The organism is Arsukibacterium indicum (assembly GCF_019100565.1).
GTDB classification, from domain to species: domain Bacteria; phylum Pseudomonadota; class Gammaproteobacteria; order Enterobacterales; family Alteromonadaceae; genus Alishewanella; species Alishewanella indicum.
Map to the genome: position 1 here is coordinate 415,775 of NZ_JAHRID010000002.1, position 14,614 is coordinate 430,388.

20 protein-coding genes are annotated in these 14,614 nt (G+C 48.7%); 4 read left to right on the forward strand and 16 right to left on the reverse strand.

Annotated features, from left to right (window positions below; all coding sequences use genetic code 11):
* Positions 1 to 44: 44 nt before the first annotated feature.
* From KQY15_RS19230 to KQY15_RS06480, 9 genes are all read right to left on the reverse strand, one after another.
* The gene (locus KQY15_RS19230; RefSeq protein WP_217668365.1) at positions 45 to 1,145 is read right to left on the reverse strand and encodes an NADPH cytochrome P450 oxidoreductase family protein; all 1,101 of its coding nucleotides are present in this window, start codon (positions 1,143 to 1,145) and stop codon (positions 45 to 47) included.
* Positions 1,139 to 1,396, reverse strand: a complete 258-nt coding sequence (locus tag KQY15_RS06445) for a hypothetical protein (RefSeq protein WP_217668366.1) — start codon at positions 1,394 to 1,396, stop codon at positions 1,139 to 1,141. The genes KQY15_RS19230 and KQY15_RS06445 overlap by 7 nt, the downstream gene beginning before the upstream one ends.
* Positions 1,396 to 2,220: a DUF4198 domain-containing protein gene (locus KQY15_RS06450; RefSeq protein WP_217668367.1), complete on the reverse strand. Its 825-nt coding sequence runs from the start codon at positions 2,218 to 2,220 to the stop codon at positions 1,396 to 1,398. The genes KQY15_RS06445 and KQY15_RS06450 overlap by 1 nt, the downstream gene beginning before the upstream one ends.
* Positions 2,221 to 2,250: 30 nt before the next feature.
* Complete coding sequence (locus KQY15_RS06455) at positions 2,251 to 2,760, reverse strand: DUF2271 domain-containing protein (RefSeq protein ID WP_217668368.1); 510 nt, start codon at positions 2,758 to 2,760, stop codon at positions 2,251 to 2,253.
* A gap of 16 nt (positions 2,761 to 2,776) precedes the next feature.
* Positions 2,777 to 3,370 carry a PepSY-associated TM helix domain-containing protein gene (locus tag KQY15_RS06460; RefSeq protein WP_217668369.1) on the reverse strand — a complete coding sequence of 198 codons (594 nt, stop codon included), beginning with the start codon at positions 3,368 to 3,370 and terminating at the stop codon, positions 2,777 to 2,779.
* Complete coding sequence (locus tag KQY15_RS06465; RefSeq protein WP_217668370.1) at positions 3,370 to 5,742, reverse strand: TonB-dependent receptor domain-containing protein; 2,373 nt, start codon at positions 5,740 to 5,742, stop codon at positions 3,370 to 3,372. Before KQY15_RS06465 ends, KQY15_RS06460 begins: the two co-directional genes overlap by 1 nt.
* A gap of 243 nt (positions 5,743 to 5,985) precedes the next feature.
* Positions 5,986 to 6,789 (reverse strand): PhzF family phenazine biosynthesis protein, encoded by an 804-nt coding sequence (locus KQY15_RS06470; protein WP_217668371.1) that lies wholly within the window; start codon positions 6,787 to 6,789, stop codon positions 5,986 to 5,988.
* 82 nt (positions 6,790 to 6,871) lie between these two features.
* Entirely contained in the window at positions 6,872 to 7,192 is a 321-nt protein-coding gene (locus KQY15_RS06475) for a type II toxin-antitoxin system RelE/ParE family toxin (RefSeq protein ID WP_217668372.1), read from the reverse strand.
* Positions 7,193 to 7,196: 4 nt separating this feature from the next.
* Positions 7,197 to 7,454: a type II toxin-antitoxin system ParD family antitoxin gene (locus tag KQY15_RS06480; protein ID WP_217668373.1), complete on the reverse strand. Its 258-nt coding sequence runs from the start codon at positions 7,452 to 7,454 to the stop codon at positions 7,197 to 7,199.
* 301 nt (positions 7,455 to 7,755) lie between these two features.
* Between KQY15_RS06480 and KQY15_RS06485 the strand changes: the two genes are divergently transcribed.
* The gene (locus tag KQY15_RS06485; RefSeq protein ID WP_217668374.1) at positions 7,756 to 8,445 is read left to right on the forward strand and encodes a helix-turn-helix domain-containing protein; all 690 of its coding nucleotides are present in this window, start codon (positions 7,756 to 7,758) and stop codon (positions 8,443 to 8,445) included.
* A gap of 138 nt (positions 8,446 to 8,583) precedes the next feature.
* On the opposite strand, the gene KQY15_RS06490 is transcribed toward KQY15_RS06485, so the two are convergent.
* From KQY15_RS06490 to KQY15_RS06505, 4 genes are all read right to left on the reverse strand, one after another.
* The gene (locus KQY15_RS06490) at positions 8,584 to 9,138 is read right to left on the reverse strand and encodes a GNAT family N-acetyltransferase (RefSeq protein ID WP_217668375.1); all 555 of its coding nucleotides are present in this window, start codon (positions 9,136 to 9,138) and stop codon (positions 8,584 to 8,586) included.
* A gap of 63 nt (positions 9,139 to 9,201) precedes the next feature.
* Positions 9,202 to 9,708 carry a GNAT family N-acetyltransferase gene (locus KQY15_RS06495; RefSeq protein ID WP_217668376.1) on the reverse strand — a complete coding sequence of 169 codons (507 nt, stop codon included), beginning with the start codon at positions 9,706 to 9,708 and terminating at the stop codon, positions 9,202 to 9,204.
* 112 nt (positions 9,709 to 9,820) lie between these two features.
* Positions 9,821 to 10,762 (reverse strand): ATP-grasp domain-containing protein, encoded by a 942-nt coding sequence (locus KQY15_RS06500; protein WP_217668377.1) that lies wholly within the window; start codon positions 10,760 to 10,762, stop codon positions 9,821 to 9,823.
* A 53-nt stretch (positions 10,763 to 10,815) separates the two neighbouring features.
* Positions 10,816 to 11,238, reverse strand: coding sequence for a DUF1801 domain-containing protein (locus tag KQY15_RS06505; protein ID WP_217668378.1), 423 nt, complete (start codon positions 11,236 to 11,238; stop codon positions 10,816 to 10,818).
* Positions 11,239 to 11,612: 374 nt separating this feature from the next.
* Between KQY15_RS06505 and KQY15_RS06510 the strand changes: the two genes are divergently transcribed.
* Positions 11,613 to 12,041: a GreA/GreB family elongation factor gene (locus KQY15_RS06510; RefSeq protein ID WP_217668379.1), complete on the forward strand. Its 429-nt coding sequence runs from the start codon at positions 11,613 to 11,615 to the stop codon at positions 12,039 to 12,041.
* Positions 12,023 to 12,427, forward strand: coding sequence for a nucleoside diphosphate kinase regulator (rnk, locus tag KQY15_RS06515; RefSeq protein WP_217668380.1), 405 nt, complete (start codon positions 12,023 to 12,025; stop codon positions 12,425 to 12,427). The genes KQY15_RS06510 and rnk overlap by 19 nt, the downstream gene beginning before the upstream one ends.
* Positions 12,428 to 12,559: 132 nt before the next feature.
* Here rnk and KQY15_RS06520 read toward each other — a convergent pair whose 3' ends face one another.
* The 3 genes from KQY15_RS06520 to KQY15_RS06530 all read right to left on the reverse strand — a co-directional run bounded on the left by KQY15_RS06520 (position 12,560) and on the right by KQY15_RS06530 (position 13,650).
* Positions 12,560 to 12,778: a hypothetical protein gene (locus KQY15_RS06520; protein WP_217668381.1), complete on the reverse strand. Its 219-nt coding sequence runs from the start codon at positions 12,776 to 12,778 to the stop codon at positions 12,560 to 12,562.
* A gap of 126 nt (positions 12,779 to 12,904) precedes the next feature.
* Positions 12,905 to 13,138 carry a hypothetical protein gene (locus tag KQY15_RS06525; RefSeq protein WP_217668382.1) on the reverse strand — a complete coding sequence of 78 codons (234 nt, stop codon included), beginning with the start codon at positions 13,136 to 13,138 and terminating at the stop codon, positions 12,905 to 12,907.
* A gap of 2 nt (positions 13,139 to 13,140) precedes the next feature.
* Positions 13,141 to 13,650, reverse strand: coding sequence for a type VI secretion system amidase effector protein Tae4 (locus tag KQY15_RS06530; RefSeq protein WP_217668383.1), 510 nt, complete (start codon positions 13,648 to 13,650; stop codon positions 13,141 to 13,143).
* A gap of 298 nt (positions 13,651 to 13,948) precedes the next feature.
* On the opposite strand from KQY15_RS06530, the gene KQY15_RS06535 reads away from it, so the two are divergent.
* Positions 13,949 to 14,482, forward strand: coding sequence for a hypothetical protein (locus KQY15_RS06535; RefSeq protein WP_217668384.1), 534 nt, complete (start codon positions 13,949 to 13,951; stop codon positions 14,480 to 14,482).
* Positions 14,483 to 14,614 lie beyond the last annotated feature (132 nt).

Genomic DNA, 14,614 nt, shown 5'->3' on the forward strand with positions numbered 1-14,614 from the left:
CCAGCCACCCAGCTGCAAAAACAACCAGCAAACGTCAACACGCCCTAATAAAGATCACGATGATAGCAGCCCTGCTCGATTAAATGATGATAGGTTGCTGTGCCCAAAGCGAGTTGCAGTTGGGCATCCACTGCGCTACCCATGCCATCATAGCGGCCACAGACGTAAATGTGGCCGCTTGAACCAATAAAACGTGCAATTTGCGCCGCATTTTTTTGGACAAGGTCCTGAACATAGCAGGGGTTGGCCGGGTCTTGGGAAAACGCATAGTCAAGCTGATGCAACATGCCGGCTTGCTGCCAGCCTGCCAGCTCTGCTTTTAACAACGGGTTCAGATCAGCCGAACGTTCGCCATATATAAGCCATACCGGGCCGGGAGGCTGCTGCAGTGTCTGTCTTGCCTGCTTTGCCAGATGGATCCGCTCTGAAAGATGGCCGCGAATGCCTGCCAGGCCACTGCCTGCGCCAATTAACAGCAGCGGCGCCTGCGCATCATTAATATGACATGACGGGTTTGGCTGCAGCTGCATATTTACTGTGCCATCCAGGGTTAAATCTTGCGTTAGCCAACCAGAGCAGAGTCCCGGCTGGCTATGCTCATCTATATGCTGGCGTATGATTAACTGCATTTCATTGCTTTGCGGAACAGAGGCTACCGAGTAACGCCGCGCGGCTACTTCAGGATTATTCTCAGGTGATATTGCTACCAGATCGCCGGCACGCCAGTGTGGTAGTGGCTGGGTGCTGGTAAAGCGCAGCAAATACAATCCGGGCTGTGTTTGCGAATTTAACCGCTGCCGCACCAGCAACTGCCAGCTTTGCGTTGTGTTAGCGGCCGCGTTCACAAGCTGACTCTTGTCGAAGGTTTGCAGCGGTGCACTGGCTCTGGCGCCGAGTTGAGCCAGGGTGGTGTACAAATCGGCACCAAACTGACAAAACTTCGGGTAACTGCGATCCCCCAAAGCCAGCACGTCAAAACTCAGTGAACTAAGCAGGCTCTGCCCGGGATCAGCATTATCGGGGACCTCGCTACGGGGCTTGTCGCTAAGGGCGTTGGCGCCACCGGCTTTAGTAAGAGCCTGCAATTCGCGGTAAAAACGCCGGCCGTTATCAGGCGGCTCGCCATCACCATAAGTACTCACCACAAAAATGGCTTTTCAACCTGAGTCAGTTGCCGTGGCTGCAGTTCAGACAATGCCCTGACACTGGCTTTAGCCGGCCCGCCCAGTGCCTGTTGCTGCTGAAGCGCAAGCGCTCTGGCAGTACCACTCTGGCTGGCATAGGCCACCAGTAAGGGTAAACTGGCAGTCGCGTCTGAGCGCTGACGGTGACGCCACAAAACGCTTAGTGTCCACCCCAGCCAGCACAGGCTGAGCAATATGGCCAGCATCGTCATTACAGCGGTAACACCTCAAAGGTGGCAGCATAACTGCCGGTACGAACGGTGGCCGGTTTGGCAACGTTATCGTCGCGATAGCTGGCTTCCAGAAAATACATGCCGGCGTGCGGCCAGGTTATATTGATTTCACCTTGCTGATTAGTTGTCAGGGTGATAGCTTGCTGGCTGTAGCGATAGCGCATGCCACCCGGCACCACTTCTACTTCAGCACCCTGAGCTGGCTGACCGTCAATTAATAATCTGAAGGTTGCCGTTTCAGTGGCATACAAATCATTGGGGTGGGTTATAGGTAGCAGCTCTAAACCCTGTTTTGTCGGCTGTAAAGCGCCGGTGGTGGGGGCGCCAACCGTAACAAAGGTTTCAATCCGGCGCCAGCCGCGCGACACAGTAAGATCGGTAGCCTCTGCTGGCACCGCAGTGGAAAATTCCGCTTCATTGGCCGTTTGCCCCCTGCCCGGCCACATTTTCCGGTTACCCGCTTCGTCACGCCAGAACGCCCGTAAGCCACCCGATGCCGTGGCAATTTTATAAGTGCCCTGCTGGGCCAGCGGTACATCAAACACACTGCGGTACCGCCCTTTGCTGGTGTTGATAATATCAATTACGTTGCCATCTGGCGCAGTAACCTCAATGCCCTCCAGCGACATCGCAACATGATCCGGGTGAAACAAGGTATTTGAGATCGCAGCATCTACCGTCACCAGGGCATCGTCGCCGGATAATACCGTGGCACTGGGCTCCAGCCATGCCCGGTGGGCTTGGGCTGTCGTTGCCATGGTCATGGCCGCGATGGTAGTAAATAGCAGAAAAGTGAAACGCATAATGTTGCTCCTTAATAAAATACCGCTGCGTTAAAAATGTAAACGAATAGCGCTAAGCTCATGCTGACCTGTAACTTCGAGTGGCAATTGTTGCGCTGCTAATGGCAGCTCCAGCGGCAGTTGTAATACTTCCCGCCCGCCTACTTCCCGCGCGGCTTCAACCACCAGGTGGTATTTGCCCGGCGCCAGTGTGGCCAGGGCGTCAGTCAACTGAGTGCTGATAATATGCTGCCCCGGGCCGCGGGTTGCGCCGGTCAGTCCGTCCACCGGCATACTTAAGCCGCGGCCACCACGGCGCCACCACTGGCGCAGGTCTTTTAACCAGTCTTGTCCTTCGCCATTTGCCATCGCCACGTCATACCACAGTGCGACGTGGGTCGGCTGGCGCTTCTCATCCTCAATCCATACCGCCACATAAGGGGCATGGTATTCCGCTACCTCCAGCTGCGGTAAGGTCACGGTTAACTTAAGCTGCGACGGTGTCGCTGCAATACTGAAGCCGCTGACCAGACACAGTAATCCCACTATTATTAAACGCATGGTTTTTCCTTTTTAGTTATATAAATACCAGCATAATTACCACAGGTACCAGAGCACCTAACGCTATTACAGGCCAGGTCATTGGCCGGTGCGGCCCCTGCCTGAACAGTAAAATCAGCCCGGTAACACAAAACACTACACAAACTGCAGCAAACGCATCTATAAACCAGAACCAGACCACACCGCTGTCACGGCCTTTGTGTAAATCATTAAAGTAAGCCACCCAGCCGCGGTCTGTGCGTTCATAGCTGAATGCTGCTGTCTGGCTATCAATAGCTATCCAGGCATCGGCACCGGGTTTGGGCATGGCGGCATAAAACTCTACCCCGTCCCAGTCGCCAGTCTGAGAAGGCGCCATACTAACGCCTTGCTCTGCCAGATAACCGTGCAATGTCGCCGGCAACATTACCTGCCCTGCCGGCAATCGCTGCAGGTGCAGCAATACCTCAGCAGGTATTGCTGCCTCGATAGTGGTTATCCGGGGGGTAGTTTTTATGGCCGCTGCATGATTAAGGGTTATGCCGGTTATCGCAAATAACAGCATGCCCACCAGTGTTACGGCGGCACTTACCCAGTGCCACTGTCTTACTGAACCAAAACTGAGGCGCATCAGAAGCTTACCGTCATGCCAATCCAGAAATTACGGGCCTTGTCTTTAACGTTGTAATCATCAGTAAACATCACCTCGCTGACCGCCCCGCGGCCGGTAACATAGTCGTACTGACCATCATTATTCAGATCGGTAAACAGTGTTGAATAAGAAGTGAAATCCCGATCCAGCAGGTTATTAATCCGCACGTCGAACCGCACCAGATCATTAAGCTGATAGCTGGCGCCGATATTCAGCAGGCTGTAGTTTTCATAATACAATTCCTGGTCGATCACGCTGTCATAGCCACGGTAGCGATCAGAGCGCAACTCACCCTGCAAATACAGGTTTATATTGTCCTGCAGCTGCCAGTTAACCCGCACATTTACCATATGCTCTGCGGTATTGGTCAGGGGCAGGCCAGCTTGTGGGCCGCTTTTCTGCTCACTGTCGGTCCAGGTATAGTTGGCTTGTACCGCCCAGTCCGGCGCAACCTGATAACGACCGGCAACTTCCAGCCCATGAATATCTACACTATCGATATTAATCTTCTGGCTGTATGTCTGGTAACCCAGTTGATCATATTCACCCAGATTAACGCAGGGCCGCACGCCTCCGGTCTGGGTGCAGCTTTGAATGGTGTCACCGCGGGCAATTTTGTCCTCAAACTGTGTTCTGAAGTAAGTGATATTAAAATTATGGCTGTTATCGGCCGCGCTCCAGTACAGCGCTATTTCAGAATTGACACTGGTTTCTGGCTGTAACCCGGGGTTACCGGCAAACGGACTGGTGCCCTGACCACCAAAACCGGTAATACCGTCATATAAATCGGTGGTATTGGGTGTTTTGTAGCCGGTGCTGACCCCGCCTTTTACGGTCCATTGCGGGCTAAGATTATATACCGCATACAGCCTTGGCGAGACCTGGCTGCCAAACGTATCGTGCTCGTCATACCGAATACCGCCGGTAAGAGTGAACACGTCAGTTATCATCCAGTTATCTTCAACAAACAGCGAATACATTTGCTGTTTCTGCACGCCACCGGCATTGCCGCTCTCCAGGCCAAATACGCCATCAATCAGCTCGCCGTCAATCAGCTGACCACCAACAACCAGATTATGAGAACCCGCCGCTTCCAGCGGAATATCAAGCCTGACATCCAAAGTGTACTGGTTGCTTTCAAGCGGCCGGGCCGGACGGGGTAAAAAGGTTTGCTCGGCCAGGTTACGCCGTGCTTCTTCCGTCATGCCGGCATAGTCGCCTGTACCGTCGTACATTTCCTGCAGTAACAGCCGTTCTGCCACACTCAGTGGCAGGGTGCGGCCATTATTGGAGGTATCAACATAGGACAGCGCCACCATGCTGCTGCCAAAACCCCATTTACCGTCATGAGCCAGTGACCACCAGCTGCGGTCAAACTCCTGATCAGCCGCATAGCCCGCCCGCGGATTCACCTGGCCGCGGCTATCCTGCCACAGCGCCGCAATACTATCTTTGGTGCCCAGTGGATAAACAATGCTGTCATTTTCAATATCGTAGCTTGGGGTGTTGTCGTACACCTGGTTTGACATATCGTAATCAAACTTCAGCCGCTGATTGTCAGCCGGCGTCCATGACAGTGAGAAACCAAGATGTTCATCCTGGTTATCAACAGTCCGGCCACCGCCACCGAAGCCCAGCTCGCGGACAATAACATTGCCATTAGGGTCAATTGCCGGCGCAAACGCCGGTGATGATGCCTGCTGATCATACAGGCTGGCACGCAGGCCCAGGCTTAGTACGTTTTCGATGAGCGGGCCCATTACCGATACTTCAGTAGTAAAGTCGTCGCCAAAGCTATCATCTGACTGTACGCTTCGGCCCATACTGACTTCGCCGGTCCAGTTTTCAGTGTGCTTTTTGGTGATAACATTAATTACCCCACCCAGGGCATCAGCACCGTACAGGGTAGAAGCGGGACCGCGGATCACTTCAATCCGGTCAATCGCTGCCAACGGCGGCACATGATTAAACGCATTACCGCTAAAGTTATTCGGGTAAATATCACCGTGGTTATTCTGGCGACGACCGTCAATCAGCAACAGGGTGTATTCGCCGGTTAAGCCCCGCATACTAACCGAGCCCTGGCCGGTTTTATCCCGCGTCGTACCAATATCAATGCCTTCCTGATACTTCACTGCGTCAAGCAAACTGGTAAAAGTACGTTCACGGATCTCTTCCTGTGTAATAACTGAAATACTGGCCGGCGCATCAGTCAGCTTTTGCTCAAAACCTGACGCTGTCACCACGATATGCTCAATGCCATCGGGTGCTTTTGCCGACTCTGCCAGCGCAGCCCCAGCCAGAGTTGCGCTAATAACCAAAGCCAGTTTAGTTGGCGTCAAGTGCTTCATTTTTATCGTCCTTTTATATCCGTGAGCAAGAGTGCCCTAAAAATTCAGGGGGATAATAGACGACTTTGGACGCCAACGTCAATATTAATGATAACCATTATCATTTGTATTACTGGGAGGCTAAACTAATGAGAGTGCCATGCGCCCTTTTTTCCAGGGTCTGCGATTGCTGGTAAATATTCATGGCCAATAAAGCGTTTGGCCGAATAATCAGGCCGGGAATGGCGCGGTAAATAAGTGCTTTTAAATAAAAACAGTGCCTTTAAGATACAACACAGCAAAACCTGATACTAACACCCGGTCATTGCTGAGGCGGCAATATAAGATGCCACCGCGAGCTGACGCCTGGTAAGCCATTAATTCATCTTTTGCCAGTTGTTTCGCCCAATAAGGCGCCAGCCCGGCATGAACAGAGCCGGTTACCGGATCTTCATCGCCGCCATTTGCCGGCCAGAAATAACGGGATATAAAGTCATATCTAGTTGTGGTGGCACTGGCTTTAGCGCTAACCACCACATCATAAGGCGCTAACTGCTTTAACTGCTCTGAGCGATAGCTCAGGTTTCTAACCTCCTGCTCAGAGGCCACTATTGCAAAATACGCCTGGCGGTTTTTTAATACCTGAATAGGTGTTACTGACAAACCGGCCAGTAAGGCCTCCGGCACCTGCTCGACAAGCTCTGGGCACTGGTTGGGAAAGCTCATTTCAATCCTGCCATCGCTATGCTGCTTAACAAACAACGAGCCCACTTCTCTGGTGCTAAATTCAATTTCCCCTTCTCCGCCAAGGTACTGAAAAATCACAAAAGAAGCGGCCAAGGTGGCATGGCCACAAAAATCGATTTCGGTCAGCGGCGAGAACCAGCGAATTTCATATTGATTGGCAGATAGCGGACAAATAAAAGCGGTTTCAGACAGGTTATTTTCAGCGGCAATACTTTGCATTACCTCAGGCTGCAGCCATTCACTTAACGGCACTACCGCCGCTGAGTTGCCTTTAAACTGCTGCTTAGTAAAAGCATCAACAACATAAATAGCTAATTCCAAATCAAACTCCTCAGGTTTATTTGCTCAGGTAAAGCCACATCGTTTTATTGCTGCCTGTGCATCTATTTTAAAAGCACAATCCCTACCGTATAGCTTTGCGGAACCCATGCATATGCCTTTGAGGATCCTGGCGGGCATGCAGCACACGAATAACTTCAAGCTGGTTGGCGGTAACCCGGTAAAACAAAATATGGCTTTGAATGGGTAAGCTTCTGATATGAGGTAGCAGTTCTGGACGTTCGACACCGATTAGCGGTTGCTCTGTTAGTAACCAAAGCTGATGTTTAATGGCCAGCAGGTAGCTGTCTGATTGGGCTTGTCCCCACTGCCGAAGTCCGTGCTGGTAGATATCTTTCAAGTCATTCTTAGCCGCAGGCGCAATAATGAGCTTGTAAGCAGGCATATAGTTAGCCTTTTATATCGTTAAACATTGCATCCAGCGCCGCCTTTGATTCAATTGCAATACCTTCGCCACGATCCAGTTGGTCAGTACCCACTTTCAATTGCTCGCGCAGCCGAGCCAGTTTTACTTCATGGATCCAGTCTTCGTGCGTATCCATAAAACGCAACGCTTCGCGGATGACTTCACTGGCATTATTGTATAAACCACTCTCAACTTTGGCTTTAATGCGAGACTCTAATTCGGGCGTCAGGGATACATGCATGATGGCCTCCAAGGGTAAGCACTTATATCCGCTATGCTAGGCTTGGCGACAAAGATTGTCAATTTTTGTAGTTTACGAACTTGACCAAAACGGCTGTTCCAGCCGCTCTCTCTCTCAGGTTTCGGCTGAACTAAATAGAGGATAGCACCTCTTTTGAAGGAACCGGGAGTAAGGAACAGTGTTTTCACCGACATGTAGAGAAGTGGCGGCACTTTGGCAGCTGTTTGGCGTAACTGATAACTTGTAGTTTAAAGCGGAGCTTGGTTAACTCTCAGCATGGTTTAAATCTGTTGTGTTGATTATGGATATTTCTGCTGAAAAACTAAAACGGGCAAGACTGTTACATAACTTGTCGCAAGAACTATTAGCCAAACAATCGGGACTGAGTTTGCGCACTATTCAGCGTTTGGAACGTGAGGGCGGAGGCTCGGTGGAGTCGTTGCATGCCCTTTGCGCTACCCTGAATATCTGCGCTGAGCAGTTACAGCAACAAACCACTGCAATGCAAGCCGGCTGGCAGCGCACAACCATTATCAGCCGACTGCTCGTGTTTATAGTGTTATTTGCGGCTTTGTTCAGCCTGATGGGGAAAGCCTCGGCCACCAGTATTCACATCTATCTGGATTTAATGTCTTTGGTAATAATTTTCAGCTTTTTAACCCTGTCGACGTTGGCATGTTTTGGCTTTAATGGCTTACTAAGAGCAGTAAGTGGACTGAAATATCTGGCCAGCTCAGAACTTTACCAGCAACAAGCTACTAGTGATTTAGCGCAGCTTTACACTTTTATCTATAAAAACTGTTACTGTGCCGCCGCTATCGGCAGTTTAATCGGCCTGGTCAGTTTACTTGAAATTTATGCCACCACAGCGAACAGCAGCCAGCTGTTTATGGGTCTACATGTGCTTACGATTCTGTGGCTATATGCAGCAATTATTGCCGAGTGCCTGCTAAGACCTCTGATATATAAACTAAAAAATGCCAGTGACTAACGTTATACATGATGATCCGCGCTGGCCAGTATTTCTCAGTAACATTAATCAAAATTCCCAGGCGCTGGATAACATTAAATTTAATGTCAGTTTAATCAGTAATGCCAATACCATTTAAATAAACCATGCAGGGTGCCGTTACTTTTTTGTATTAATCTCCTGTCGGTACAACACCGCGTCAACCTCGCCCAGTGCGTCCCGGTGCAAAAAACGTTTTACAAACTGCATACCCAGTTTGCGCATAACACCGATGGAGCCGGCGTTATCCGGCATAGCAATGGCTGATAAAAACCGCACCTGACAGTTATGCGCCAGCACCGCGTCTGCTACTGCCCTGGCGGCTTCGCTGGCATAACCCCTGCCCCAGTATTCCCGCTTAAAGCGCCAGCCAATTTCCACATCATCAGCACTGGGTGTGGTGGTGTTAAAGCCCATGGGCCGGATTAATACCCAACCTAAATAGGCATCGTCGGCACGTCGCCGTACCTGCCAGATACCAAAACCACGGCTGCTATCACGATATTGCACCATACGCGGCAAAAAAATTTCTTTTATGGCCTGCATACTGGTGCGCTTCCCACCGTTAAGGTAGCGCATGACTTCTTCGTCCTGATCAACGTCAAACAGCAGCTGCGCATCCTGCTGACACAGCAAGGCGAAACTCAGCCGCTCAGTTGCGGGTACTTGTATCATTATTCGTTCCTGGGTTGTGGTATTAATATCGGCGTTAGTACCCACATTCGCATTAGAGCATTATTACAGCCTGGCTTGCATGTAACGGGCCTGCTCACCCTGATAACTGGCCAGTGCCTGCTCTGCATTGTCGCTAAGCCCGGTAACTTCGTTAAAGCCCTGCCGCTGCCAGTAAGGTACCGAGCCCTGCACCGCAACCAGGGCCAGTTTCGTCAGGCCTTGACTTAACGCATGCTGCTGAGCGGTAGCAAGCAAGCGGCTGGCTAGCCCGAGGCCACGGGCGGCAGGGCTCACGGCCATATCGTGCAGGTACAAAAGCTGTGGCAAAGTACTTGGGGCAAAAGCCGACGCCAACGGCGTAATATGGCCATTTATTGAAGGATAACTAAATAAATAAGCTAATAACTGGCCGTTAGCGTTTTCAGCCAGCCAGCAACTGTCAGCAGCGACACTTAAACGTTGCTGCAATAGTGCCGGGCTTTCATATAAGGCATCGCTATAGCAGCTATCCTGCAGTGCAACAACTGCCATAATATCTGCCGGTTTAATTAATCGAATTGTTATTGTCATTGTCGTTGTCATTTTTTTAGCGCGGCAAAACCTGTTAAACACTACCCGCTGTTTCTATCACTATAATCCGCGCTTCACCCACCGGATGAGCGACATGCTTCCATATTACCTGTTACGCTAATTTATCTAACTCAGCTTTCAGATACTGTGCCAGCTCAAGCATGCCATATTGCCCCGCCTTTGCTTCAGCGTCTGAATTATAATTAGTATTGGTGTTCACATCATAGGCATAGCTGTTGCCCTCAGCATCCTGGATGGCCTCGATACCCGCAACCTGAATCGCATTCTGTTTAAGAAACATTTCATACTTATCAATAAACGCGGGCCGATAGTCTTGCAGTATTTCAAACTTAGCCTTGGGCTTAGTGGGCGTTTTGTCAGTGGGGCAGAACATGTCACCTATTGCGCAAGCATCGGCCGGGCAAAGTTCAAAGCCCTCTGAAGTATCCACTTTAACCGCATACAAAAACTTGCCGCCAATAAACTCATGCCGGATGATAAAGGGTTCGGGCGCCTTAATATATTGTTGAATGAGCGTAATGCCATCAACCGGCGCATCAAAATTGGGGCCGTCCAGATAGTCTTGCAGGGCCTGTACCGAGTGAAATAATTGCACCCCCTGGCCTTTGCCAGCACGATTATGCTTGGTGATAAATGAGCCCATACCCAGCGAGTTTGCCGCTTCAATGATGTGTTTTTTGCCGACTGCAGCAATGGTTTTTGGCGTAGCTATACCTGCTTTCTCTAAAGCTAAGTACTGATGCACTTTGCTAATCTCTAAACTTAATGCCCGGCTGCCGTTGATCACTTTACGGCCATGATATTCCAGCCAGGCAATAACCGCGCCAGCCAGTTCCGGGGCAAAGCGATGATCCCGGGTGTGGGACGAGGCACTCATCCGGTTATAAAAAACGCCTTGTGGTGGCTCAGCCGATAAATCAATCGAGCCTTCATCTAAATGCCATAACTCGTAAGGGTAATTCAGCTCATCGAGTCTGTTTTGTAAATGAACTGTCCATTCATTGTTTTCATGTAGCACGTAAATCTTGCTCATTGAGTTAAGCCTTTAATTACCGGGTTTATGTTTTATTGGGTAGTCTCCGCTGGCTAAAGTATACCGTAACGATGCTGCACAGCGGCAATTGAATTGACAACGAGTTGCCCTAATACATGGCTGTCGATATCAGCCAGCCGCTTGAAATAAAGGCAGGACTTGCACATTTTGTGTTTGCCGAGCCTGGCCAGCAGTTTTTCCTGCGCAGCATCTTCACAAGAAAGGTAAACAACAAGCTCCCGCCCCCTGATTGCGAATCCCGTCAGGCACATTTCACCGGTCCTGCCGCTATCATAGACATAACGATACGAGCCATAACCGACGATACTTGGCCCCCACATTTTCGGGCTCTGCTTGGTAATCTTATTGAACATCGACATAAGGGCCTGGCAGTCAGCTTTCTGCTCTTCAGACGCCCGTGAAGCAATGTATTCTTCAACACTGGCAGCTGTTGCTTTCGTTTTTAGTTCGGTCATTAGTTAAACCTTCTAAGTTATGGCGCGTTGCCCGGAAAAAGCACTGAGCAGCTGGGTTTTGCCTGAAACAGAGTTTACACCAGTCAATTGATATAAAAAGTGCTCGATAGGGTTATTTAAATTCAAACAGAATCAATGGCACTGACCCTTTTTGATTTCACCTTCCACCAGAATCCTGTTGCAGTTTTAAAGCCAATACACTATGGTTGCCGAATGCAAACCTCCTTTAAATTTAAGCCAGTAAACTCCGCTGTTTACTGCCAGCATATTACTATTATTGCCTGCCATTCCTAGGCCGGTTTTGCCCTGCGCGAAACCGGCTTAATACCTGAATATAAACCATATTGTCGTTATCTCTGTCCATCGGAGCTGTAATGTATTTCTGTTATCCCAAACAGTCGTGCCCGGCTGTTGCCCCTATTATTGCTGCATTAGCTTGCCGCCCTATATTGCCGTTAACAGCGCTGCAATTACAGCAGCTGTTGCATTATCTTGCCGATGAAGCCAGCGAAAGCCGGTTTGAACTTAATAGCGCCCGGGTCAGGCTAGACAGCAGTATCGAACTTTTGAACCTCTGCAATGGAGAGCATGGCTGGCTGCAGCTGGTAGCGCCGGTTGCCGCTGATCTCCGCCAGCGCCGACTGTCTGTGTTATCACCATTGGGCAGGACTTTGCTGGGACAAAGTGCAGACAGTGTCATTTCACTTAATTTATTGGGTCAGAAATTGCGTTTTCGCATTCTGACCGTATTGTGCGTTAAACATCCTAAACCAAGGAGTGCAGAATGCTTCAACCTGAAATAACCTTATCAACAACCGACTTTGACCGGCTGGACGCTTTACTCAGCAAAACCAGCGAAGACATACCGGGCTACAGCAAATTAAGCCAGGAGCTGGAGCGTGCCAATCTGGTAGCACCAGAGCAGTTGCCTGACAACGTGGTGAGCATGAACTCGACAGTGCGGTTTCGGCTGGCCAATGGCAAAACCACAACATTAACCCTGGTTTACCCAAAGGATTTAGATCAGAGCGGCAGTAAAATATCGGTATTAGCACCGGTGGGCAGTGCCCTATTAGGTTTGAAAGCCGGCGATACCATTCACTGGCCGTTACCCGATGGTGAAATGTCATCAATCACCGTGGAAGAATTGTTATATCAACCCGAGCGCGAAGGATTATATCATCGCTGAGCTCACAATAACACCGTCTAACAGGCGCAACTTAAGTGTTGCGCCTGTGTGGTCATGCAGTCAGTTCTTGTTTTTTGCCTGTTTCTTGCCTTTCTGGATTGGCAAAAGGCAAGACCTGACCTTACACCACTCTTACCTGCGCTTCCCCAGCCAATAAAACATCGCCGCAATAACAACAGCGGCAATAAAGTATGCGGGCAAGGTGGTTTTCAACATCAGTACACCGCTTTCGACTCTCTGCTCTTCATGCAAGAACGGCGTGGCTTGTGAATTAAACGACAGGTTGTAAATGGTAAAATTTATGATAAAGATGACAACTGCAAGCAGTGCATAAATGGCGAGTTTTTTCATAGTAACTACCTAACCTCCCAAAACCAGATCTGTTTTGAGTCGCTAAATTAAAGAATAACGGTTGGCAATAACTTGTTGTCTGCCTATATGCTACCGGGAAGGCTCAGTACTAGCGCTCGCAGGCGTTTATTTAGTCATTTTCTTAGCCGTTATTTTAATTAACACCAATGAAATAACAGCAACCAGAACAAAGCTGGGCAATATGTATAAAAATATATAAGGTGCGTTTTCCACTCTTTGCTCTTCATGGATAAATGGGAAAGCAAGCTTTTTGTAAGATTCCAAAAAAACCATAAAATTCAAAGCAGAAACAACAATAACAATGACGGCAGAGTAAAATACCGACTTGATTTTTAACATAGCTACTTTACCTCCCAAAACCAAACATCCTTGCTTTTATTCAGATCTGAAACTACGCCAAAGAACTCATAAATAGCCCGAGATGTCATTCCACCGCTAGTTATTTTGTCCTTGTTCCAAAGATCAATATGATCGCCACTTCGGTTCGGGAACGATTCATTTCCTCTTTGCCAATAGTCTTTAAAGAAAATAATTCCTGTTTTACCGTCCAGATCTTTTTGAAATGATTGCGGGCTAACTTTTTGTACTTTTCCTAACCAGCTGTAATTAGATTTATTCAGCCAATTTGCCATCTCTTCTGCAAGCAATATATGTTTCATGCCTGGATGTCCCCAACATTTCTTTACGCTGGCGCCAACGGTTGATACTCCGGTTTTGATTAAGGCATCACTCAGTAAAATTGCACAGTAATTGCCGAACGGACTAGACCTTGTTTCTTGCTTATTCTGACACTTTGCTTTTATCAAGTCAGCTTCAGGAAAATTTTCCCATATCTCATTGAATTTACTCATTTCACATCCCTATTTTATGAATACTTTGCTTGGTAATTTAACAGTGTCACAGGAAGAACTACCGAACTAATTTGTATATTCAGGCTCTGACCGCCAACTTCGCTGTTAAATCCTGCCTTATTAAAGCCACATTTGAAACCATTATTTTACACATTTAACATTTAAAGGTGAAAAAACCGGCTCATAGGCCGGGGTTTTAGTTATTGCGCTAAAACACTGCATGTTTCGGCGGTAGTGCTTTGGGTGGCAGTATGAAACACTTAGCTATTGGGCTATATGGAAATATTGAGCAATAACCATGAGATCCTCGAAAAGTGAGCGCCAAACTATGTTGTCTGGTATTTCAGTTGCAAATGCAATTAAGAACAAAATGGGTACTGAGTACCACGGTTTATTCCCACCGCATTTTGCTATCGGGCTATCAGCATTGCTTAGCAGTTTGTTGTCGAGTTTCGTGCTGCTGTTGTTATTCAGCTTTACCTTGTTTGAATTTTCTACGCTGGTAATGTTGGCTGATACTGCCCTGATGTTCGTTCTGATGTCGTTATTGCTTAGATTAATTCAAGGCAGAGCTTCACCAGGCAGCATAAAGCTGGCTCAAGCATATGCCGTTTTTTGTACTGTCGCAGGTATATTGTGGTTGGTACTATTCTACAACCATTTTACTCCAGCGCTGCTAACTGCATTGGCATGGATAGGAATAGTCGCTGGCGTTACTGCCGCAGTACTGTTAAGTACTCAGCGTTTTAAGCAGCTGGTGCAATACCAGCAAAAGGTTTGGCATATTAGACAGGAAGTCCTTGCTGAGATGAAAAAGTCTTCAGCAAGCTGAAAGAAAACGCAGAGGTCCTGAAGGCTTTCGATTGGCAAATAACCGAAAAGTACTTCCTCCTAAATAAGACTGTATGAAAACAAAAAAGCGAACCATCTCTGGTTCGCTTTTTTTTCTCTCAATGAATGCTCC